Below are 20,294 nucleotides of genomic sequence, written 5' to 3' on the forward strand. Positions count from 1 at the left end.
AGATGATGCGGCCGTTCCCGGCCGCTGGTCGGTGGTGCTGACAGCGATACACGGCGAGACGCGCACGGCTCAGTCCCCGACCGTGACGGCGATCTGGTCTCCGTCGGACATCGCACCAGCCCAGATCCGCACGTCGGAGACGACACCGGGCAGGTAGTGGCCCCAACCCGTACCGGACGGACCCTCCCCAACAGCGAGATCACCGGTCCCGTCGGCGGGGGTGAAGGGCGTGTCCGTGCCGTTCTGGATCACTCCGCTATACAGGCGCACTACACCGCTCTGGGCATCGAAAACACCCGTGAGTTGGACGGGTGAATCGAGTTCGGCCACGTCATCGGATGTGACGCCGGTGAACGTGCCGTCCGCGTTCAGGCGCCCGAAGTGCCACACGCCCAGGGGGATGCTGCCATCGTGGGCCTTCAACTCGAACCACAGCCCCCACGCTGAACCACCGGCCGTGCGCTCCCCCACGACCTGCGCGATGTACCCGTCGGGCTCGGAGGCTAGTGCCTGGCTGTCCAGCGCGACGGTCGAGGTGACGGTGAACGATCCCGTGTCGTCCACCACCGGCCCCGGCACCGCGGCAGCACCACTCGTTCCATCCAGCACCAACCCGTCGTCGGTCAAGGACGCACCACCGGTCAAGCCCAACGAGCGGCCATAACCAGACGTCGTATCAACCACGGAGGTGCCCGCAGAGCCGGAGGGCTGCCAGGACCCGACCAGCTCCACCTGACCCTTGCCATCCGCATCCAACTGGCGTGCCTCGGTGGCGGCCTCATCATCCGTCAGCGTGCGCTGCCAGACCCTGACCTCATCAATACTGCCCGGGAAGTTGTACTCATACGTGCCAGCCCACTTGTAGCGGCCAATCTGCAACGGCCCGGTGGCTGCCCAGGTACCAGTGGGGTGCGCCGTGCCCTGCAGGACGCCGTTGACGTAGAGCTTGCTCACCGGATCAGACGCTCCCGGCACACCAGGGTCGTAGGTCCCCAGGAGATGCGTCCACACACCGATGCGGGCGGGCTGGTTTGCCACCAGTCCGTAGTAGGCCGTGCCTGTGTCAGCGTCCTGCTGCTTCACTCCGAACAGCCACGTCCCGTGGCCCAGGTCATAACTCAGCACGAATGGGCTGTACTGGCTGCCGTCCTGCGACAGGACGATGCCATTGTGGTTGTTGGCCTCCAGGCGCACCCACGCAGACACCGTGTAGGCCGATCGAGTCTCCAGCACCGGCCCCGAGGTGGCCGCATAACCCGTAGCGCCGTTCAGATGCAAGCCCTTGTCAGGCGTGGTGGCAGCCGAACCGTCAGCCGCCGGAAGATCGCCGCGTCGGCCGAAGCCATCGCGGACCGCACCCGTCGACGACAGTGTGGCGTTGTGCTGTTGCGCCACGACGCTGCTGGCCGAGTCGAGCGCCTGGTCCGAGTCCTCGTCGAAGTGCCACTGTCCGACCGGCCCGGCACCGGCCGCGACCAGAAAGTCCTTCACGGTGTCGGCGCCCCACCGCCCCAAGCTGTCCTTTGCACGGACGTCGATCCGTAGAGTGCCCGAGATCTGCGGCTGGATCGTGGCCGTCGTCACCCCGGAACCCAGCGTCTTCCAGGCGGAATCGGAGGACAGCTGATACTCATACCCGGTGTCGGTGTCGCCCGAAGCGGCAGCGAACTTCACGGTGCCGGAAACGCCCGGTCCCCCCTGCGGCGTACACGCGCCGGGCAGGCACTCGGTGTACGTCCCCGTGAAGGTCACCGTAGGCGCCTTCGGTGCAGTGGAGTCGATCTTGAAGTAGCACCAGCCTGTGGTCGAGGCATTCGACGGCCCTGGGATGTAGTCGGACTGGTTGTCGTAGTACGACCTGGTCCACGCCCTGTACCGGTACAGAGTGCCGTCAGACAACGTAGGCGCCGGCACGCTTCCCAAGTTGGCGTTGTCGCCGACGAACCCGCTGGTCGGGCGCACCAGATCGCTGAAGGCGCTCGACCAGGTGGAGTTGGTGTACTTGTCGACGCTGAAGGCCACCCGCAGCCGGGCACCGGCCTCACCGCCGGAAGCGGTCTGCGCCGTCGCGGTCAACGCCGGGGTGGGGTCGGAGATGATCGCCGGGTCGGAATTGTTGGTCGAGCAGACCGTACCGGTACTGGTGATGATGCCGATCTTCGTGGGCAGGGCCGGCACACCGACGTAGTTCACGGACAGCACTGCGTCGTTCTTGAACCGCTTCCACGCCGAGGTGTCCGACTCGTCGTGAGCTCGCAGTTCCAGCGTCAGCTTGCTGAACTTGCCCGCCGCGAAGCTCGCCACCGTCGGCGTCAGGTTCTCGTTCGTCTCGGCCGAGTTGTCGGCGAACTCGATCGGCGCAGCAGGCGAGTCCGGATCGCACGACGAGCCGCGGCCCGCCGAGAAGCTCCGGTCCACCATCAGATCCAGTTCCTTCGGCTTGGACGACCAGGAGGTGGAGGAGGAGAAGTTGTTGGTGCGCTCCAGGTCCGTCCAGCGCGGATCGCACTGGAACGCCCACGGTGACGTCACCCGGAACGTGGCTCCCAGCACCTTCTTGCCCTTGAGCGCGCTCGGCGTGAACTGGAAGTAGAGCCGCTGTGTGTAGCCCGGCCCGCAGTAGTAGCCGTCCCACGTACCGCAGTGCCCGTCGCCCTCGCCGGTCTTGTCGCTGCCGTTGCCCCAGCCGTAGTCGGTGTATCCGTCGCTGCGCAGCAGCGTCCGCTGCGGTGCACCGGAACTCAGCGACACGTCCGGATCGACATAGATCGGAAAAGCGTTCTGGTCCGTGGTTCCCAGCACATCGGCATCGGGCGTCACGGTCAGCGCGGCCCCGGCAACTGACTGCTTCGCCGTACCCAGACCCGCACCAGGCGCGGGACCGTCAGTGGCATCAGCCGAGTCCGCGGACGTCGCAACGGCCTTGCCACTATCGCTCTGTGGGCCATCTGCCTTGCGCACGGCAGCAGTTTCCGACGGACTTGCACCAGCAGTCTGCTGTCCCGATCCATCGTCGCTCAGGGAGTTCCAGACCTGCGCGGCAGGCGAGGTGAACACCTCCTGCCCGTCAGCCCCCGTGGCGCTCAGGCCGCCGGCAGAGGTGGCTCTCACGTGCAGGCCATCAGCGTGCATACCGAACTGAACCTGCTTCACGCGCGGGTCAGCCGCAGCCGCTGGCGTCTTGACCACCAACACCTCGTGGTAGCCCTCCGCCGAGGCAGTCAGCCGGAGGTCGACACCAGGGAAGACCTCGGCGTACACCGCGCTGTCACCATCGAGAACTGGCGTGGGCAGCGCGCCCGGCCAGGTCAGCGCCATCGACCTGCCGTCGCGCCCGATCGACACCAGCGGCTGGGTGCTCCCACCGTCCGAGAAGGTGAGGTCCACTGCCGCAGCCTTCGGTGCGACCGACCCGCCCGAGGTCAAGTACAACGTCGGGTCCGGTGCGGTCCAAGAACCGTTCGCGGTCCGCACCCGCACCGGCTGCACCGCCTGGTCCAGGGTGAAGGTCAGCCCGTCCGGGTTCGCATAGGTCGTCGTGGTCTCGGTCCGCTGACCGACCACCTCTACCTGCTGCCCCGACGCCTGAGCATCCGCCAGCGCTTGCTCCGCCTCGGACGTCGGAGTCGACGGATCGTCCGCTGCCGCAGGCAGCGGCGACACCCCCGACCATGCCAAAGCGCCCAACACACCGACCACGGCGAACCGCCGCACGGCATGCCCCACCCCACGCACGTTCACAATCCCCCCACGGACAGAACACAGCTCGCACACCGAGCGTCAGGGATCTTGACAGCACGCAGTCAGAACGTCAAGGGTGCGCCACGCAACTACCAGCACATGCCCACCAGACGACCACAGTGAGGTTTTCTCACCGGTTCATCCCCATGCGGTAGTGAGGGCGAGGGCGGCTTTGGTGATGTCGCCGATGCGGGTCGTGCTCAGGGTGATGTGCCGCAGGGTGGCCCAGCGTTGTTTGAGGGCTGCTGCGGCGCGTTCGCCCAGGGTCGTCACTCCTAGAGAATGGGCTTCACGTGGGTCGCAGTTTGTAGGATCTCCACAGTCACTTTCCGTGCAGCCTCCTAGCACGTAGAGCACTGCGACGGGCGTCGAGCGGGACGGATCTACCCTGTCGGCGGAGCGCTCAGCCGCCATACGCTGCGCTGTGTGGGTGAGGGAGACAACGGGATGCCCCCTTGCGCCTTCCCCGGTCCGACGGTTGAGCAGCGTGCGGCGAGTCGCCCGCGCAGTGCATTCCGGAACCTCTTGCGGATCGACAGGCTTGCGCGACCCGGCGGACGATGTCGGCATGAGTTGACCGAACGATTGCGTCGCCGCTGCCGCTCGGAGAAGCTCGGGCCCGCAGCGGCGCTCGGGCGCCGCACGGCACCAAACGCTGAGCTCCTTCGGATGCGAGTGGAACATCACCGCGCCTTCGTCGGAAGTCGGAAACGACGCCTCGTCGGCCGGACGGCTGGGTTGCTTGGGCGCCAGCGCCTTGGTGACAGCGGTCAGTGGGAAACACCCACCACAACACCCACGCATCCTCCTCGGCTGCCCCGAGGACGTCGCCCGGGCGGTCGGCCGGCTGCTGTCGGAGGGGCCCGGACGGTGCGGCCAGATCGTGCGCGCCAACGGCGCCACGTTCCGATCGGAGCACACGCCCGCCCCACGGACCCTCTCCCGCCCCGCTTGACGGGCAAGTCGAGAAACCTTGGTCAGCATGCAACGCCGAGACCACGCGCCTTCGTACAAGGGGTGTCCGGCCGGCCGGAGCCGAAGCGAAAGGTGTGTGTCTGTGAAGGGTGTTGTCGAGCGAGATCGTGAGTTCACCGAGTTCGTCGTGAGGCAGCGCGCCTCGCTCGTGCGTGTCGCGACGTTCCTGCTGGGTGGTGACCACGCCCAGGCGGAGGACGTGGTGCAGACCGCGTTGACGCGCGTGTACCTGCGATGGCCGAGGCTGCGTTCCGACAGCGTGGCGGCTTACGCCCGGCGCTGCGTAGTGAACGCGGCGATAGACGACCGGCGGAGTCTGTTCCGCCGCCGGGAACGGGTGTCCGCCCAGCTGCCGGAGGTCGCGGCAGTCGACGCCCAGTACCGCGACGGGGCACCGCTGATGGCGCTGCTGGCCAGGCTGCCCGAACGGATGCGGGCGGCGATCGTGCTGCGCTGCGTCGAAGGGCTCAGCACGGCCGAGGCCGCCGCGGCGATGGGCTGCAGCGAGGGCAACGTCAAGAGCCAGACCGCCCGCGGCCTGGAACGCCTGCGCGAGATGTACCCGAAGCACGCCCACGACTTCGTGTGACGAGGAAGACCGAAGGATTGAGGAGAGAAGTCATGCGTGACATGGCAGAGATGCTGAGCGAACTGCGGGTCGCCGACGCTTCGGGGGCGGAGCCGGTCGACCCGGCCGTCGTCGAGGCGGACGTCGCTCGCGGGCGACGGGCGCTGGTCGGCCGGCGGCGCCGGCTCGTGGGTTCCGGTGTGATCGCAGTGGCCGCCACGGCCGTCATGGCGGTGGCTGTGCCGATGGGAGGCGAGTCGGGCTCCGGCACGCAGTCCAGGGCCCAGTCCACGGCGGCGGGGCGACCGACGTCGGTGACGGTGGAACTGGCCTCGTACCACGGCGCCCAGCCGGCGGGCTTCGAGGTCCGCACCGTTCCGCAGGGCTGGAAGGTGGTCTCGTCCACGCCGTACGCCTTCCTGGCCGTCCCGCCCGGGACGGACACGAGCACCATCGTCGCCCGCGGGACAACCGCACAGGTGGCCTTCGACCGCGGGATCGCCGTGACGCTGACGGGAGATGCGCAGTTCCCCGCGAACGAGCGGCCCGAGAAGGTGAACATCGACGGTCGGGCCGGGAAGCTGGGCGTCACGCAGGACAAGCAGGCCATGTGGCTGATGTGGTCCGACGCCGCCGGGCACCGGCTCCAGGTGCAGGTCCCGGACCGGCTCGGGCTGACGAAGCAGCAGATCGTCACCTTCGCGGACGGTGTCACCGCCACCGGCAAGGCGACCGCGGGCAAGGGGTGATGCCGTTGCCGTGCCCCAGGGGCCCGGACGCCGACGCGTCCGCCGAAGACCAGGACGACGCCGCTCCCCAGGAGTGACCGGGAGTGGGGTCGATAGCCCCAGGTGAATGACAGGTGGGCCGTGTTGCCCGGTCGCGTGACGACCGGGCGACACGGCCCGTTCGGCGGCGCCGGTGAGGGCCCATGCCGCAGCCGTCCCGTGTCATCGGTGCCGTCAGTGCCGTCAGTGCCGTCAGTGCCGTCGGTGCCCGCGACCCGGGCTCACGCATTGGCCGACCGCACAGAATCCGCAGCATGGGCTGCAAGCCCGCCCGGGTCCACCAGACCGGGGCGACCGCGATCCGGCGGGGGGGTGACTCGCCGTTTCAGCCTGCGCTCTCGATGCGGGCGAGGGCCTTGTCGGAGATCCGGTGCAGTGTGCGGAGTTCGTCCGGGTCCAGGACGTCGATGAACAGGTCCAGCACCCGGGCCACGTGTCCGGGTGCCGCCTCTGCCAAGTAGGCGTAGCCGGCTTGGGTCAGGATCGCTTGCGTGTACCGCCCGTTGTGCGGGTCGGGCTCTCGGCGCACGAACCCGCGCTTCTCGAGCCGGCCGACCATGTGGGACAGGCGGGACAGTTCCGTGTTGGCCAAGTCCGCGAGCTCGCTCATTCTCGTACGGCGCTCGGGCTGCTCGGACAGGTGCGCCAGCACGTGGTACTCGATGAAGCTGAGCTTGGAGTCCTGCTGGAGCTGCGACTCCAGCGCCGCCGGCAGTCGCTGGAGGAGTTTCACGAACCCGCGCCACGCCGTCAGCTCGTCACCGGTGAGCCAGCGTGACCCGGAGCCCTCTGGCTCCCCTGGAACAGACATGTGCGCAGTCTACTGAGAGACACTGACTTGAATCTTCATGTAAGGCGGGCTAGGGTTTCACTTGAATATTCAAGCGTGACCGGATCGGAAGGACCGTCCATGAGCAACTTGAAGCTCGCCGTCATCCTCGGCAGCACCCGCCCCGGCCGTAACGGCGAAGCGGTGGCGAACTGGGTGCTGACCAAGGCCAAGGAACGCGCCCATGCCGACTACGAACTGATCGACCTGCTCGACTACCCGCTGCCGCACCTGGACGAGGCCGTGCCCGCGAGCCGGGGCGTATACGCGGGCGAGCACACGAAGGCCTGGTCCACCAAGATCAAGGAGTTCGACGGGTACGTCTTCGTCACCCCGGAGTACAACCACTCCACCTCGGGTGTGCTGAAGAACGCCATCGACTACCTCTACGCCGAGTGGAACAACAAGGCCGCCGCCTTCGTGTCGTACGGCTCGCTCGGCGGAGCGCGGGCGATCGAGCACCTGCGGGCGATCGCGAGCGAACTGCAACTGGCCCACGTACGCCAGCAGCTGAGCTTCTCGCTGCTCACCGACTTCGAGAACTTCTCGGTGTTCAAGCCCTCCCCGACACACGACGACGCCGCATCCGTCCTGTTCGACCAGTTGGAGTCCTGGGCCCGCGCACTCACGTCCGTCCGAAGCTGAGCCCCGATGCGGCTCCGCGGTCTTGAGGAGCACTTCGTCACCACCGACGTGGTCGAGGCGTGGAAGCGGCGCGACCCCCGGCTCGCCGAACCGATGATGAAGTGGGCCGTCGCCAGTGACATCACGTCGGCGTTGCCGGACCTCGACAGCGAACGCATCGCCGCGATCGACGACGCCGGGATCGACGTGTCGGTGCTGTCCCTCACGACGCCGGGGCCGCAGAACCTCGACACGGCGGAGGCGGTTGCCGTGCGGACGCCCACGAACGACGCGATCGCCGCCTCCGCTCCATCGGCCGCGGCCGCCGAACCGCGGCGCGCGGTCACCGAACCGGGGCTCAACGGCACGCTGGTCAACGCGAACTCCGATGGCCGGGCTCTGGACGCGCCGGAATTCTGGGACGTCCACGAGGCTGCCGAGGATCTGCGCGAGCCCGTCTACGCGCACCCCAACGTTCCGCTCCCGGCTGTCACCAAGGCCTACTTCCGCGGTTTTCGGCGCGCCGGTGGACGACATGGCGGCCACCTGCGCGTTCGGCCGGCACTACGACACCGGGCCGACCGTGCTCCGGATGATCATCGCCGGCGTCTTCGACCAGTTCCCCGGGCGGCAACTCGTCCTGGGGCACCGGGGCGAGGTCGTGCTGCTCGCCAACGCGGGGGGTCGGCCCTCATGCGACAGCTCGCCCGGCACCTGCCCGGGACGGAATAGACCGTCCTCAAAGGAACCGTGGGCGCGACCTGCGCCCACCCGGAGAAGGACGGCGCGAGCCACTGGGCGGCGAGTGCCCGCGCCGACCCCGCCGGCTCCGAACACGAGTCAGTCACCCCGGAACACCCAGCGAGGACACGTATGAATGCTGCTGCCGATCCTGCCGTTGCCTACGACCGGTTCATGGTCGAGCAGGCTCCCGCCAGTCGCGGTCAGCGTCCCTGGACGCCGGCCGAGGGTCCGATGCCCGCGCTCTACCTCAGCCATGGCTCTCCGGCGCTGTTCGAGGACGCGGTCTGGATGAGCGAGCTGTTCGGCTGGTCCCAGGCGCTGCCCAAGCCGACCGCGATCCTGATCGTCAGCGCGCACTGGGAATCCGCGCCGCTCAGCCTGTCGGCGACGCGCCCGGCCACACCGTTGGTCTACGACTTCGGGGGCTTCGCCGACCGGTACTTCCGGATGACCTACGCAACACCGGACGCCGGCGAACTGGCCGCCCGGGTCGCGGCCTCGATGCCCGACAGCGAACCGGTCCACCAGCACACCATCCGCGGCCTGGACCACGGTGCGTGGGTCCCGTTGAAGACCATGTACCCCTACGGCGACGTCCCGGTCCTGCAGATGTCCCTGCCCACCCACTCCCCCGCCCGGCTGATGGCCATCGGCCGCCGGCTGCGGGGCCTGCGGGAGGAGGGCGTGCTCGTGGTCGGGTCGGGCTACATGACGCACGGGGTTCCCTTTCTCACCCGGGACCAGTTCGTGCACAACGTCGTTCCGTCCTGGTCCGCCGACTTCGACGCCTGGGCGGCCGACGCCCTCACCCGTGGCGACGTCGACACCTTGGCCGACTACCGCAGCCTCGCCCCCGCGGTGCACTACGCGCACCCCACCGTCGAGCACTACACGCCGATGTTCGTCACCCTCGGAGCCGCGACCGCCGCCGGAGCACCCGTACGGAATACGATCGAGGGCTACCGGTTCGGCCTGTCCAAGCGATCCTTCCAAGTCGCTTGATGCCAGGTGCGGCTATGCCGCTCCGCGCGGCACGAGGGCTTCTTCGGCGGCCTTGGCCCGGCCCTCGTCCCCTCGACTCGGTTCGGCCCCGACGAGGCCATCTCCCTCCGGGAAGACGCGCGGGAGCTCACTTCACTGCGCGAACGGGCACCGCGACTCGTCCGCACGTGCACGGTCGCGGCCGTCTCCCCCGGGTCCGAATCCGACGGTGCGCCACGTCTCACCTCACCAGCAGCCTTCGAAGGGGGCTCCGCCGGACGGCTTCGTCATGCCGTCGTTCGGTGCAAGCCGTCGAGGGCGGTCTCGAAGAGGGGTTGCAGGTAGTCGGGCGATTCGTTGACCTTGGCGATGGCGACGATCAGGTCGAAGACCTGCTCCAGCGTGAGGTCGTCACGGATCTGTCCTGATTCCTGGGCCGCGGCCAGCAGGGGACGACCCACTTCGATGGCTCGGCCACGGTGGCTGGTGATGCCGTCCCGGTCGGTGTGCTCCAGCAGTTCAGAAATGATCAGCCGTTTGTGCGGAATGAACGCGATCTGCAGACGAAGCCAGGCGATGAGAGCTGACGCGGGCGTCTGGCCAGGCTCGATCGTTGCCGCGGCGCAGATCTGATCGACCTCGTCCGCGTAGAGCGCTTCCAGGAGTTCCTGCCGGCCGGGAAAGTTGCGGTACAGGGTGGCCATACCCACCCCGGCGCGACGGGCGATCTCCGCCATGGAGATGTCGGGGACAGGATCGGCGAACGCCTCCCGGGCCGCGTCGAGGATCTTGTCGCGATTGCGTTCCGCGGCTGCCCGCCGCCTGGGGAACGCCGTGTTGCCCGCCTCCATGAACTCCTCCACGCGTGCTCTTCGTGTTCGGGTACGCCCGCCAGGGCCCGCACCTCCCAAGTGGACAGCCTATCCGGTATCGCCCTACGCTTAGCGGACAGGCTATCCGGAAACTTCGAGGAGCAGAGCCATGCCCAGCCGATCACACCCCTTCCCAGACGCCGGCGCATCCGCGCCGTCAGAGGCGGGTCCCTCACACGGGGTGGCCAAGCGCGGTGTGGCGCTCGCGGCCGTCGCGGCCGTGGCGTGCGTGGCGCAGTTCATGGTGGTGCTGGACTCGTCCATCGTGAACGTGGCCCTGCCGGCCATGAAGTCGGGCCTGGGCCTGTCGCCCTCCGCCCAGCAGTGGGTGGTCAACGGCTACCTGGTCGCTTTCGGCGGTCTGCTGCTCTTCGCCGCGCGGGCCAGTGACCTGTTCGGACGCCGCCGTGTCTTCCAGATCGGTCTGGTCGTCTTCTCGGTGGCGTCCCTCGCCGGCGGCCTGGCGCAGGACGGCTGGATGCTGCTGGCGGCCCGGGTGGTGCAGGGCTCGGGAGCGGCGGCGCTCGCACCGTCAAGCCTGAGCCTGATCACCGCCAGCCACAGCGAGCTCGCTCAGCGCACCCGCGCCATGACGTGGTGGGGCGTTGCCGCCTCCAGCGCCGGGGCGGCCGGCATCGTGGTCGGCGGACTGCTGGCGTCGGTGAGCTGGCGGTGGGTGATGCTGGTCAACGTGCCCATCGGCGTCGGCCTGCTGATCGCGAGCCTGACGTGCCTGGCACCGACCGCGACCGGACAACGGCGCTCCCCGATCGACCTTCCCGGCGCGATCACCGTGACGCTGTCGGCCGCGGCACTCGTCTACGGTGTCTCGGCCGCACCTGACGCGGGCTGGGGAGCGGCCCGCGTGATCGTCGCGCTCGTGGCCGGTGCGCTCCTGCTCGCGGCGTTCGTGTCCATCGAGCGACGCACCAGTGAGCCGCTGGTCCCGTTGGGGATCTTCTCCATCGCCAACGTGCGCATGGGCAACGTCCTCACGCTGTGCATGGGCGCCGTCCTCACCGCACCGCTGTTTTTCCTCTCGCTGTATCTGCAACAGGTTCTGGGACAGGGCGCCGCGCGCGCCGGACTGTCCCTGCTCCCCATGGTCGCGGTCATCAGCGTCGGAGTACTGCTGTCCCAGAAGCTGATCCCCCTCGTCGGAGCCCGCCGCCTGGTGGTGACAGGCGGGACCATCGCCGCTGCGGGCCTGGTGTGGGTGGGGCAGCTTCCCGCCCACTCCGACTACGTCGCCCACGTTCTGCTGCCCACCGTGGTCGTCGGTGCGGGCACCAGCCTGACGATGATGCCCGCGATCGTCGCATCGACCAGCGGCATCGACCCCCGCAACGCCGGCGTCGCCTCCGGGCTGATCAACATGTGCCGTCAACTCGGCGCGGCCCTCGGCCTGGCTGTCCTCGTCACCATCGCCGCCACCGTCACCAGCCACAGCACCAGCAGCGGCAACTCGGCCGTCGTGGACGGCTACCACGTCGCCTTCTACGCGCTCGCCGCCCTCAGCCTCGCCACCGCCGCCCTGGCCCTGCGGCTCAAGCCCGCCCCGGGCACCGCGGCCGCGACGAACCCGGCGGCCGCCGACTGAGCCATACCGCCACCACGGTGGAGACCCCGTTCACCCCGGCCCCCACCCCGTGGCCCCGCCTCAATCCCCGCACCAGTCAGAAGGAAGCAACCCGTGCCTGTCAACGCCCCCTGCGGACCCATCGTGGGAATCACGCGCGAGGCCCACACCGCCTACCTCGGTGTCCCCTACGCCCGCGCCCCCTACCCCAGCCGCGCCTTCGACACCCCCCAGCCGCGCGAGAAGTTCACCACCTGCTTCGAGGCGACACGTCCCGGACCCAGCCCCGCTCACCCCCACGTCGGCCAGGAACTCTTTCCCGACCCCGTCGTCGCGGGCGATGAAGCCCTCAACCTCAACGTCTACGCCCCGTCCCACGGCGACGGGCCCTTCCCGGTGATCGTGTGGCTCTACGGGGGCGGCTTCTTCACCGGCAGCAACGCCAGCCCCTGGTACGACGGAGCCTCCTTCGCCCGCGACGGCGTCGTCTTCGTCGTCCCCAACTACCGTGTCGCCGCTGAAGGGTTCATGATCCTCGACGACCTGGTCGCCAACCGCGCACTGCTCGACATCACCGCCGCCCTGGCCTGGGTACGCGACAACATCGCCGCCTTCGGCGGCGACCCCGCCAACGTCACCCTGGCTGGACAGTCCGCCGGCGCAACGGCCGCCCTCGCCCTGACCGGCGCCCCAGCGGCTCGCGGCCTGTTCCGTCGCCTGGTCGTCATGAGCGCCGGGACTCCTCTGCTCACGCCGCTGGAGCGTATGCGGCAGCTCTCCGCCGACTTCGCGGACCAGCTCGGCATACCGCAGACCCGACAGGCCATCTCCGCCACGCCGACCCCGCGCCGCATGGAACTCGAACAAGCCTGGCTGCCCGGAGAAGTGCGGGCGCTTGCCGAGAGCGTCGACGACCGCGCCCGCCAGGCCGGCCGGGACGCACTGCGCTGGCAGCCCACCCTGGACGGCGATGTCGTCACCACCACACCCGAACAAGCACTCTCCGACCCCGGCGCGGTTGAGGCCCTGCTGATCGGCACCACCACACAGGAATGGAACTTCATCCTCGGCGACCTCACCACCGCTCCCAGCACCGACGCCAGCCTGAAGGGCATGGCCAACCTCGGCCTCACCGCCGACGACCTCGACACCTACCTCGACCGGCTCGGCAGCAAGAATCCCGGCCACGCACTCGCCCAGGCGTTGAGCGACCGCACTTTCCGGCGCCCCGCTCGCCGCATTGCCGACACCGCCGCCAAAGCCGGCATCCCCACCTACACCTACCAGTCCGCCCGGCCCGTTCCCCTCTTCGGCGCCGCCCACTGCGCCGACCTTCCCTTCGTCTTCGACCACCTGGACGCACCCCAGGCCCCCGAGCTACTGGGACCAGACGCTCCCCAGCACATGGCCGAGCGCATGCACACAGCCCTCATCCGCTTCGCGCACGGCGACAATCCGGGCTGGAGCGCCTACACCGTCGACGAGCGCCGCACCATGGTCTTCGACCACGATTCCTACGAATGCTCCGACGGCCTCGCCAAGACCCCCAACAACTTCAGGAAGTTCACCTGATCTTCCTCGTTCACGCTGGTCAGATCCCTGTTCTTGAAGTGTTCCCGCCTGGCGCACTGTCAGGTCGGACGACTTGGTGACGTTCCACTGCCGCGCTCAGCAGGAACGACATGGCGACCAACCGTCACCCCGAATCCGATGAGGTCCATCAGCATGTCCGACCAGCCCGATTTCGATGATCTCGACACCGACTACGACCGGTTCCTCCCCCTTCTCCAGGGGGCCGACGACGGCCTGCTCGCCGCGCTCAAGGCCGTCCCCGAGTCGGGCAGGGTGCTCGACCTCGCATGCGGAGTGGGGGAGCCGGCAGTGACACTGGCACGGCAGCGTCCCGACCTGCGGTTGACAGGCATCGACATCTCCGAGACCCAGATAGCAGCCGCGCGAGCACGCGCCACGCAGCTCGGAATCGACGGTGTGCGATTCGAGGTCATGTCCATGGACGCCCTGGAGCTGGACACCGGTTCGGTCGACGCGGTCATGTCCCGCATGGGGGCCCTGATGATGGGCGATCCCGCACGCACCGCCCGGGAGGCCGCGCGCGTACTCACCCCCGGCGGCAGGCTCGCCGTCGCAGTATGGGGAACGCTCGACATGCACGCCGCCATGCGGCTCGGCCTCCGCTGCCTGGAATCCGTGCTGCCCGCGGAAGAGGTACCCGACTTCAGCGCCTTCGACCGGCTGGCCGCTGCCGGCGTACGTGACGGTGTCCTCCGCGAGGCAGGTCTGACCGCGGTCGAGTCGCACACCCTGCGCTGGACCTTCGAACGCGCCGATTTCGAGAGCTGGTGGTCCTTCGTCCTCAGCATCCCCGGCCCCATGCAGGACGCCTTCCGCCGTCTTGACCAGGACGCTCTGAGCCGGGCACGCCGCACCATGGCCGAACTCGCCGCCCCCTGCCGCCGTCGGGACGGCTCGTACGCGTTCCCGATGGGCTGCCAACTTCTGAGCGGGCGAGTCTGAGGGGCCGGTACGTGACCTGTCACGTTCGACGCGGGCACAGCACCCGCGGGCACCGCGTGACAGCACGTCCAACCGCTGACCGGCGACTGCCGACCGGGGCCGGATGCCCGCCCTCGGCCAACTGCGCCTTCGGGCAGGTCAGCGCCGAAGAAGCGGTAGCGGACCAGGTCGATGCGGCGGCGGGCTCCAGGGCCGCACCCGCACCACCCCGATCTCTCCCGTGACCGACACGGCGGGGCGGCGGGGCGGCGACAGGGAACTTCCCGGGTTCGCCCCACCGCAGCGCGCGGGTCCGCGGGAGGCGTGAGTGGCCGGTCAGGCTCCAACCGGGCTCCACCGGAGGAAGAAGCCCGTCAGGGGGCTTTGCTGCCCTCGACGTTGGCGACCATCCTGCGCAGCACCTTGAGCGCGGCTACGTACTCTTCGTCGCTGATGCCCTGGCACTGGCCGCCGCCGTGCTCGTTCCCGCCTCCGCCGTGGGCCCTCACCGTCACCGTCCGCGCCGCTGACGGCACGGTCCTGGAGTCCCAGACCAAGTCCACCGGCGGCTGGCCACCCGGAAGGAGCTCCGCGACCGCCCCCCGAGGAACCGTGAGGGGTTGTGGGTGAGCTGAGTCCAGCCCTTGCTGGGGTGGCGAGGCCGGTGCCCGCAACGCACGAAGCTCCCGTGCCGCTGAGTGAGGTGTTCGACGTCTCAACTCATCAGCTCGGGAGCATCGTTGCGGACACGGCACCGGGGCTGCTGAAGGTAATGCGGGAGACGGGTCGGGTCGGATCAGCGAACGGTGATGACCACTTTGCCGGTGATCCGGCCGGTGTCACCGAGCGCATGGGCCTTCGCGGCCTGCTCCAGGGGGAAGGACGCCTCGATGACCGGACGCAGGGCGCCGGTCCTGACCAGCTCCGCCACCGCGAGCATCCCCGCCTGATCCGCCTCGACCAGCATCAGTTGGTGACGTACGCCGAGTGCGGCGGCTTCCTCCGTCAAGGTGCGGGTGTTCGAGAGCACCAGGGAGACGAGGACGCCGCCCTTGCGGAGCGTCCGCAGGGAACGGGCCGCGTAGTCGCTGCCGATGAGGTCCATGACCACGTCGACCTTTTCGGTGGCGTTCTCGAAGTCCTCGGTGCGGTAGTCCACGATCTCGTCGGCGCCGAGCTCGCGGAGCAGGTCGTGCTTGGCCGCGCTGGCGGTGCCGACCACGTGGGCGCCCAGGGACTTGGCGATCTGGACCGCGATGTGGCCCACGCCGCCGGCAGCCGCGTGGATCAGGACGCGCTGGCCGGCCCGGACATCGGCCGTGTCCACCAGGGCCTGGCGGGCGGTCAGCGCGGCGAGCGGGAGCGCGGCGGCCTGGACGTGGTCGAGTTCGGCGGGCTTCCGCACCAGAGCGCGGGCGGGAGCGGTGACGTACTCGGCGAAGGCTCCGTGGCCGTGGGGGTAGGGCAGCATGCCGAAGACCTCGTCACCGGCCTTGTGCAGGGAGACGCCGGCACCGACGGCCTCGACGACACCGGACACGTCCCAGCCCAGGACCAGGGGAAGCCGTCCGATGAAACCGGGAAACTGCCGGTGCTTCCAGTCACTTGAGTTCATGCCCGCCGCATGGACCCTCACCAGGACCTCGGACGGTCCGGGGACGGGCCGGTCGATCCGGACTTCCCTCAGCAGGTCGGGGCCGCCCAGTTCGTCCTGGCTGATCGCCCGCATCGTCGCCTCCGTCATACGCCCACCCTTCCGCTCCGTCCGCCCGGCCCGACAGCCGCCCGGCGGTCACCAATTGAGAGTTTCCAGCCACGTGCCGTGCGTCGAGCGGCCCCGCCGCTCCCCCGGCGACCCCGGGCGACGCCGGCACCCCCGCCGATCCCGGGCGACCCCGGGTGCCCCGCCACCGGCACCGCCCCCGGGCCACCCGTCAGGGCTTCGCCGCCGGCCCGATCTCCAACGTCCTGTGGCCCAGTTGGCGCATCAGGTCGGCCATGTCGAACCACGCCGAGCGCTCGATCACCTTCTCGCCGCGGAACCGGTCGATCCCGACGGCGGCGAAGGTGGCCGTGCGGCCGCTCGGCGGCAGCCCGCGGAAGGGGCCGAGTTGGGTGCCCTCGCAGACGACCCGGGTCACCACGACATCGCCTTCCGAGATCTGCTCCTGCACCAGGTCCTTGATGTCCGGGAACGCCGTACGGAAGGCGCGGACCCAGATCCGGACGCCCTCGGGGCCGCGCAGGTCGAACTGCGGCCAGTGGAAATCCTCGTCGAACAGTTCGTCCGCAAGGTGTAGTTCGCCGCGCGTGATGATGTTCTCGAAAAGCATCGCGATGCGCTGCTTTCGGGCTTCCGCGGATGTCCCGGAAGGGACCGCCATGACGTGACTCCTCTCGGTCGCCGGTGGTACCCAGTCATAGAACAATCCACCCCGCACGGCCAAGAGCAGCCAATGCGGAAGATACGAGTTGGGCAAGTCCGACAACTCGCCGGCACATGTCGAAGAGGCGTTGCGACCGCACGGTGCAACAGTGACACTGGAGCCAGGCCGCACCCGGGAAACAGGAAACAGGGAGACGTCGAATGACCGGTGGTCACCTGAACAACGTCGGGAATGTTGACCGGTTCTTGGAGAGACTGCGGTCCTTCGAAGCGAACGAAGCCCTGATCTCCGACAATCGCCGTTTCCGTTACGGTGAATTGCTGGAGGCCGTCCGGGACTGGCAGCGGTACCTGGATTCGCAGGCGGTGGGTCCGGGGTCCGTGGTCAGCCTGGAGGGCGGCTACTCCCCCGGCAGCTGCGCCGCGTTGCTCGCCCTGATCGGGCGCGGCGCGATCGTCGTCCCGCTGGGGAGGCTGCCGGAAGCCAGACGCGCGGAGTTCCTCGACGCCGCCCAGGTGGAGGTCACCCTCGACGTGGGCGCCGACGGCGGACGGCGCGGCGCGTCCACGGGGCGTACGGCCGACCACGAGTTGTACGACCGGCTACGGCTGGCCGGCCTGCCCGGGCTGGTGCTGTTCAGCTCGGGCACCACCGGGCGCAGCAAGGCGTCCGTGCTGGACTTCGACAAGGTGCTGGGGCGCTACCGGACCCTGCGCAAACCCCTGCGCATCCTTTCCTTCCTCAGCCTCGACCACATCGGCGGGATCAACACCCTGCTGCACACGCTCAGCCAGGGCGGCACGGTGGTCACCGTGTCGGAGCGCACGCCGGACACGGTCTTCGCCGCGATCGCCGGGCACCGCGTCCAAGTGCTGCCGACCACCCCGACGTTCCTCAGCATGGCGCTGCTCTCCGGCGCGGCGGCCCGCCACGACACGTCGTCCCTGGAACTCGTCACGTACGGCACCGAGCCGATGCCCCAGCGGACGCTGCGGCACCTCGGGGACGCATTGCCCACGGTCCGGTTCAAGCAGACGTACGGCCTGTCCGAACTGGGCATCCTGCCCACTCGCTCCAAGAGCAACGACACGGTCTGGCTCAAGCTCGGCGGCGAGGGATTCGAATACAAGATCATCAACGATATCCTCTGGGTGCGTTCCGAGATGGCGATGCTCGGCTATCTCAACGCGCCGACACGGTTCGACGACGAGGGATATTTCGACACGCAGGATGTCGTCGAGGTGGAAGGCGACTACATCCGGATACTCGGCCGCCGTTCCGAGATGATCAATGTGGGCGGCGAGAAGGTCTACCCCGCCGAAGTGGAAAGCGTGTTGCTGGATCTCGAAAACGTGGCGGATGCCACGGTGTCCGGAATTCCCAGCCCGGTGACCGGAATGGCGGTGAAAGCGGTCGTGCGGCTGATAGCCGACGAGTCGGGTGAAAGCGTGGAACGCAGGCTGAGGAAGGCGTGCCGGCAGCGGCTCGAACCCTTCAAGGTTCCGGCGGTCGTGGAGGTGTCGGGAGACCCGCAGCACAATGACCGCTTCAAGAAGATGCGCGGGCTGTCGTGAGCGCCGCGGCCGCGCAACCGCGCACGGCGGTGGTGAGCGGCGGCAGCCGCGGGCTCGGCAAGAAGCTGGTGGAGAGGCTGCTGGCCGACGGTTGGCGCGTCGCGACCTTCAGCCGGAAGGCGAACGGTTTCATCGAGGAGCAGCGGGCGGCGCACCCCGACACGTTCTTCTGGCAGTCCACCGACGTGCTGGAACCCGGTGCGACGCGCGAGTTCACCGACGCCGTCGACGCGCGGTTCGGCCGGATCGGCCTGCTGGTCAACAACGCGGGGGTGTTGCACCAGGGACTCCTGCTGACCATGCCGCCGGCCCAGGTCAGGGAGTCGCTGACGGCGAACCTGCTGGCCCCGGTCGAGCTCACGCAGGCCTGCGTGCGGTCGATGAGCCGGACCGGCGAGGGCGTGGTCGTGAACGTCTCGTCCATCAACGCGGTCCGCGGCTACCGCGGGGTCGCCGCCTACGCCGCCGCCAAGGCGGGCATGGAGGGGTTCAGCCGGAGCCTGGCCCGGGAGCTCGGCCCGATGGGCATCCGGGTCTGCACGGTCACTCCGGGCTACTTCGACTCGGACATGACCGCCGGCGTCACCGACCGCAACCGCGAGCGGATACAGCGGCGGACTCCGCTGGGCCGGCTCGGCACGGCCGAGGAAGTGGTGGACGCGGTCCTCTTCCTGGCCTCTCCGGCCGCCGCGTTCATCACCGGACAGTCCCTTGTCATCGACGGAGGCATCTCATGTTGACCCGTGAAGAGCTGACGAGCGTGATACGCGAGAGGATCGGCATGATCCTCCTGGACGACCTCGACGACCTCGGCGAGTTCGACCAGCACGACGACCTCGACGGCGCCCCGGGCACGGGCGCCGCTGCCTACCTCGGCACCGACAACCTCGTCGACATCGGCCTGAACTCCCTGATGCTGGCGCGGCTGGTCATCCAGCTCGCCGCGGAGTTCGGCGGCGATCCCTTCTCCGACGGGAGCGCCACCCTGGCGGACGCGCGCACGGTGGACGAGCTGGTCACCGTCTACGAACGCGCCCTGCGCAGCGGCTCGGAGCAGCCGGCATGACGGTGACCGCCCCCCATCTGCGTCTCGACTCGATCGACGAGTACCTCGGCCCGGCGGAGCGGCGCTTCTTCGGGACCGGCTACCGCCGCGCGTCTCATCACGTCAGTGAGGTGCGCGTCCTCCCGGACGGCGGGGCGGACCAGGTCGTCACCGCGCGGGTCACCATCGGGTATCCCGGCGACTGGTCCAGAAAGAAGGACGAGATCGATGTGCCGCCGCACGTCAGCAGCATCGACACTCTCGTCCTGGGCCTCCAACTGGCCGAGGCCCACCTGGCGCACGGCTACCGGCTCGGCCCGGAGCAGCGGCGCGCCGCCCGGCTGCGCCGGATCACGCTCATCGCCGGCGGGACGCCGCAGGAGGAGCTCGCCGACCTGCCGGCGAGCGCGCGGCTCCGCGGCACCAGGCCGCTGCCGGAGGCGCCGGGCGCCCGCGTCTCGGTGTACGAGTGCCGCATCGGTGTGATGCGGGCACGGTACGAGATCGCCCACGCGGCCCCGGCCGGCTCCGGCCGGCCGACCGGGTTCCCGCGGCTCGAGGACGCGCTGGGTCCGGCCGGGACGCGGTACTACGGCGCCGGGTTCGCCCTGCGTGGGCAGCGGTTGGCCGATGTCACGGTGGACACCGCGCAGTTGTCCGCGCGGGCCTCGGTGCTCATGGAGCAGCCGGGGGCGATGCCGGACGGCGTCGAGGGCGCGACGACTCCGGTGTTCTCCCCGGTCGACTGCTTCGTCTCCTGCCTGCAACTCGCGCAGGTGCTGATGTACGAGATGGACGGCATCCGGCGCAGCGACAGCAACACCCTCTGGATGCTGCGGACTTCGCTGGACACCACCCGTCCGCGGGTCCCGGTGGAGTCCGGATCGCGGTATCCGGTGCGGACCGAGGTGACCGCGTCCCATCTCCTGCCGCTGCGCGGCAGGTCCTGGCGGAACACCGAGATCTCCGGCGAGCTGGCCGGCATCCGTCTGCGCTGCTCGCTCGCCCACGCTCTGCCCGAGAAGACCGAAACGACCGACGCCCCCGCCAGAACGCCGTAAGGAGCCGAGACC

General features: G+C 69.2%; 18 protein-coding genes and 1 pseudogene. 12 read left to right on the forward strand and 7 right to left on the reverse strand.

The window, feature by feature from the left end; translation table 11 throughout:
• Window positions 1-69: 69 nt before the first annotated feature.
• Both ACIPAE_RS35970 and ACIPAE_RS35975 read right to left on the reverse strand, forming a co-directional pair.
• Window positions 70-3,726, reverse strand: a complete 3,657-nt coding sequence (locus ACIPAE_RS35970; RefSeq protein WP_402451127.1) for a LamG-like jellyroll fold domain-containing protein — start codon at window positions 3,724-3,726, stop codon at window positions 70-72.
• Window positions 3,727-3,879: 153 nt separating this feature from the next.
• Window positions 3,880-4,014 carry a hypothetical protein gene (locus tag ACIPAE_RS35975; protein WP_402451129.1) on the reverse strand — a complete coding sequence of 45 codons (135 nt, stop codon included), beginning with the start codon at window positions 4,012-4,014 and terminating at the stop codon, window positions 3,880-3,882.
• A gap of 784 nt (window positions 4,015-4,798) precedes the next feature.
• Between ACIPAE_RS35975 and ACIPAE_RS35980 the strand changes: the two genes are divergently transcribed.
• Both ACIPAE_RS35980 and ACIPAE_RS35985 read left to right on the forward strand, forming a co-directional pair.
• Window positions 4,799-5,305, forward strand: coding sequence for a sigma-70 family RNA polymerase sigma factor (locus ACIPAE_RS35980; RefSeq protein WP_329364571.1), 507 nt, complete (start codon window positions 4,799-4,801; stop codon window positions 5,303-5,305).
• Window positions 5,306-5,337: 32 nt separating this feature from the next.
• Window positions 5,338-6,033: a hypothetical protein gene (locus ACIPAE_RS35985; RefSeq protein ID WP_402451132.1), complete on the forward strand. Its 696-nt coding sequence runs from the start codon at window positions 5,338-5,340 to the stop codon at window positions 6,031-6,033.
• 364 nt (window positions 6,034-6,397) lie between these two features.
• On the opposite strand, the gene ACIPAE_RS35990 is transcribed toward ACIPAE_RS35985, so the two are convergent.
• On the reverse strand, window positions 6,398-6,883 hold the full coding sequence (locus tag ACIPAE_RS35990) for a MarR family transcriptional regulator (RefSeq protein ID WP_329364574.1): 486 nt from the start codon (window positions 6,881-6,883) through the stop codon (window positions 6,398-6,400).
• A 99-nt stretch (window positions 6,884-6,982) separates the two neighbouring features.
• On the opposite strand from ACIPAE_RS35990, the gene ACIPAE_RS35995 reads away from it, so the two are divergent.
• The 3 genes from ACIPAE_RS35995 to ACIPAE_RS36005 all read left to right on the forward strand — a co-directional run bounded on the left by ACIPAE_RS35995 (window position 6,983) and on the right by ACIPAE_RS36005 (window position 9,271).
• Complete coding sequence (locus tag ACIPAE_RS35995) at window positions 6,983-7,546, forward strand: NAD(P)H-dependent oxidoreductase (RefSeq protein WP_329364576.1); 564 nt, start codon at window positions 6,983-6,985, stop codon at window positions 7,544-7,546.
• A gap of 6 nt (window positions 7,547-7,552) precedes the next feature.
• Complete coding sequence (locus ACIPAE_RS36000; protein ID WP_402451134.1) at window positions 7,553-8,257, forward strand: hypothetical protein; 705 nt, start codon at window positions 7,553-7,555, stop codon at window positions 8,255-8,257.
• 183 nt (window positions 8,258-8,440) lie between these two features.
• Window positions 8,441-9,271 carry a dioxygenase gene (locus ACIPAE_RS36005; protein ID WP_402451136.1) on the forward strand — a complete coding sequence of 277 codons (831 nt, stop codon included), beginning with the start codon at window positions 8,441-8,443 and terminating at the stop codon, window positions 9,269-9,271.
• A gap of 266 nt (window positions 9,272-9,537) precedes the next feature.
• On the opposite strand, the gene ACIPAE_RS36010 is transcribed toward ACIPAE_RS36005, so the two are convergent.
• On the reverse strand, window positions 9,538-10,113 hold the full coding sequence (locus ACIPAE_RS36010; protein WP_366411662.1) for a helix-turn-helix domain-containing protein: 576 nt from the start codon (window positions 10,111-10,113) through the stop codon (window positions 9,538-9,540).
• A 190-nt stretch (window positions 10,114-10,303) separates the two neighbouring features.
• On the opposite strand from ACIPAE_RS36010, the gene ACIPAE_RS36015 reads away from it, so the two are divergent.
• The 3 genes from ACIPAE_RS36015 (at window position 10,304) to ACIPAE_RS36025 (ending at window position 14,236) form a co-directional block, all read left to right on the forward strand.
• Window positions 10,304-11,722, forward strand: coding sequence for an MFS transporter (locus tag ACIPAE_RS36015; protein WP_402451139.1), 1,419 nt, complete (start codon window positions 10,304-10,306; stop codon window positions 11,720-11,722).
• Between the two features lie 93 nt (window positions 11,723-11,815).
• Complete coding sequence (locus ACIPAE_RS36020; protein ID WP_402451140.1) at window positions 11,816-13,273, forward strand: carboxylesterase/lipase family protein; 1,458 nt, start codon at window positions 11,816-11,818, stop codon at window positions 13,271-13,273.
• 153 nt (window positions 13,274-13,426) lie between these two features.
• Complete coding sequence (locus ACIPAE_RS36025; protein ID WP_402451141.1) at window positions 13,427-14,236, forward strand: class I SAM-dependent methyltransferase; 810 nt, start codon at window positions 13,427-13,429, stop codon at window positions 14,234-14,236.
• Window positions 14,237-14,589: 353 nt separating this feature from the next.
• On the opposite strand, the pseudogene ACIPAE_RS36030 reads toward ACIPAE_RS36025, so the two are convergent.
• The 3 genes and pseudogenes from ACIPAE_RS36030 to ACIPAE_RS36040 all read right to left on the reverse strand — a co-directional run.
• Window positions 14,590-14,676: pseudogene (locus ACIPAE_RS36030) on the reverse strand (MarR family transcriptional regulator); the annotation flags it as partial.
• 335 nt (window positions 14,677-15,011) lie between these two features.
• On the reverse strand, window positions 15,012-15,959 hold the full coding sequence (locus ACIPAE_RS36035; protein WP_402451144.1) for an NADP-dependent oxidoreductase: 948 nt from the start codon (window positions 15,957-15,959) through the stop codon (window positions 15,012-15,014).
• 190 nt (window positions 15,960-16,149) lie between these two features.
• The gene (locus ACIPAE_RS36040) at window positions 16,150-16,599 is read right to left on the reverse strand and encodes an ester cyclase (protein WP_402451145.1); all 450 of its coding nucleotides are present in this window, start codon (window positions 16,597-16,599) and stop codon (window positions 16,150-16,152) included.
• A 203-nt stretch (window positions 16,600-16,802) separates the two neighbouring features.
• On the opposite strand from ACIPAE_RS36040, the gene ACIPAE_RS36045 reads away from it, so the two are divergent.
• The 4 genes from ACIPAE_RS36045 to ACIPAE_RS36060 are packed head-to-tail and all read left to right on the forward strand — an operon-like array spanning window position 16,803 to window position 20,282.
• The gene (locus ACIPAE_RS36045; protein WP_402451147.1) at window positions 16,803-18,176 is read left to right on the forward strand and encodes a class I adenylate-forming enzyme family protein; all 1,374 of its coding nucleotides are present in this window, start codon (window positions 16,803-16,805) and stop codon (window positions 18,174-18,176) included.
• The gene (locus ACIPAE_RS36050; protein WP_402451149.1) at window positions 18,173-18,916 is read left to right on the forward strand and encodes an SDR family NAD(P)-dependent oxidoreductase; all 744 of its coding nucleotides are present in this window, start codon (window positions 18,173-18,175) and stop codon (window positions 18,914-18,916) included. Before ACIPAE_RS36045 ends, ACIPAE_RS36050 begins: the two co-directional genes overlap by 4 nt.
• A complete protein-coding gene (locus ACIPAE_RS36055) occupies window positions 18,910-19,242 on the forward strand; it encodes a phosphopantetheine-binding protein (protein WP_402451152.1) in 333 nt (110 codons plus the stop codon). Before ACIPAE_RS36050 ends, ACIPAE_RS36055 begins: the two co-directional genes overlap by 7 nt.
• Window positions 19,239-20,282, forward strand: coding sequence for an AvrD family protein (locus ACIPAE_RS36060; protein ID WP_402451154.1), 1,044 nt, complete (start codon window positions 19,239-19,241; stop codon window positions 20,280-20,282). The genes ACIPAE_RS36055 and ACIPAE_RS36060 overlap by 4 nt, the downstream gene beginning before the upstream one ends.
• The last annotated feature ends 12 nt before the right edge of the window (window positions 20,283-20,294 follow it).

This window comes from Streptomyces sp. NPDC087270, assembly GCF_044744625.1.
Classification (GTDB): Bacteria; Actinomycetota; Actinomycetes; order Streptomycetales; family Streptomycetaceae; genus Actinacidiphila.

Coding starts and splice junctions, on each gene's coding strand:
- ACIPAE_RS36005 (WP_402451136.1), top strand. CDS start 8,441: ATGGTCGAGCAGGCTCCCGCCAGTCGCGGTCAGCGTCCCTGGACGCCG.
- ACIPAE_RS35990 (WP_329364574.1), bottom strand. CDS start 6,883: ATGTCTGTTCCAGGGGAGCCAGAGGGCTCCGGGTCACGCTGGCTCACC.
- ACIPAE_RS35995 (WP_329364576.1), top strand. CDS start 6,983: ATGAGCAACTTGAAGCTCGCCGTCATCCTCGGCAGCACCCGCCCCGGC.
- ACIPAE_RS35985 (WP_402451132.1), top strand. CDS start 5,338: ATGCGTGACATGGCAGAGATGCTGAGCGAACTGCGGGTCGCCGACGCT.
- ACIPAE_RS36060 (WP_402451154.1), top strand. CDS start 19,239: ATGACGGTGACCGCCCCCCATCTGCGTCTCGACTCGATCGACGAGTAC.
- ACIPAE_RS36025 (WP_402451141.1), top strand. CDS start 13,427: ATGTCCGACCAGCCCGATTTCGATGATCTCGACACCGACTACGACCGG.
- ACIPAE_RS36040 (WP_402451145.1), bottom strand. CDS start 16,599: ATGGCGGTCCCTTCCGGGACATCCGCGGAAGCCCGAAAGCAGCGCATC.
- ACIPAE_RS36055 (WP_402451152.1), top strand. CDS start 18,910: ATGTTGACCCGTGAAGAGCTGACGAGCGTGATACGCGAGAGGATCGGC.
- ACIPAE_RS36045 (WP_402451147.1), top strand. CDS start 16,803: ATGACCGGTGGTCACCTGAACAACGTCGGGAATGTTGACCGGTTCTTG.
- ACIPAE_RS36035 (WP_402451144.1), bottom strand. CDS start 15,959: ATGACGGAGGCGACGATGCGGGCGATCAGCCAGGACGAACTGGGCGGC.
- ACIPAE_RS36000 (WP_402451134.1), top strand. CDS start 7,553: ATGCGGCTCCGCGGTCTTGAGGAGCACTTCGTCACCACCGACGTGGTC.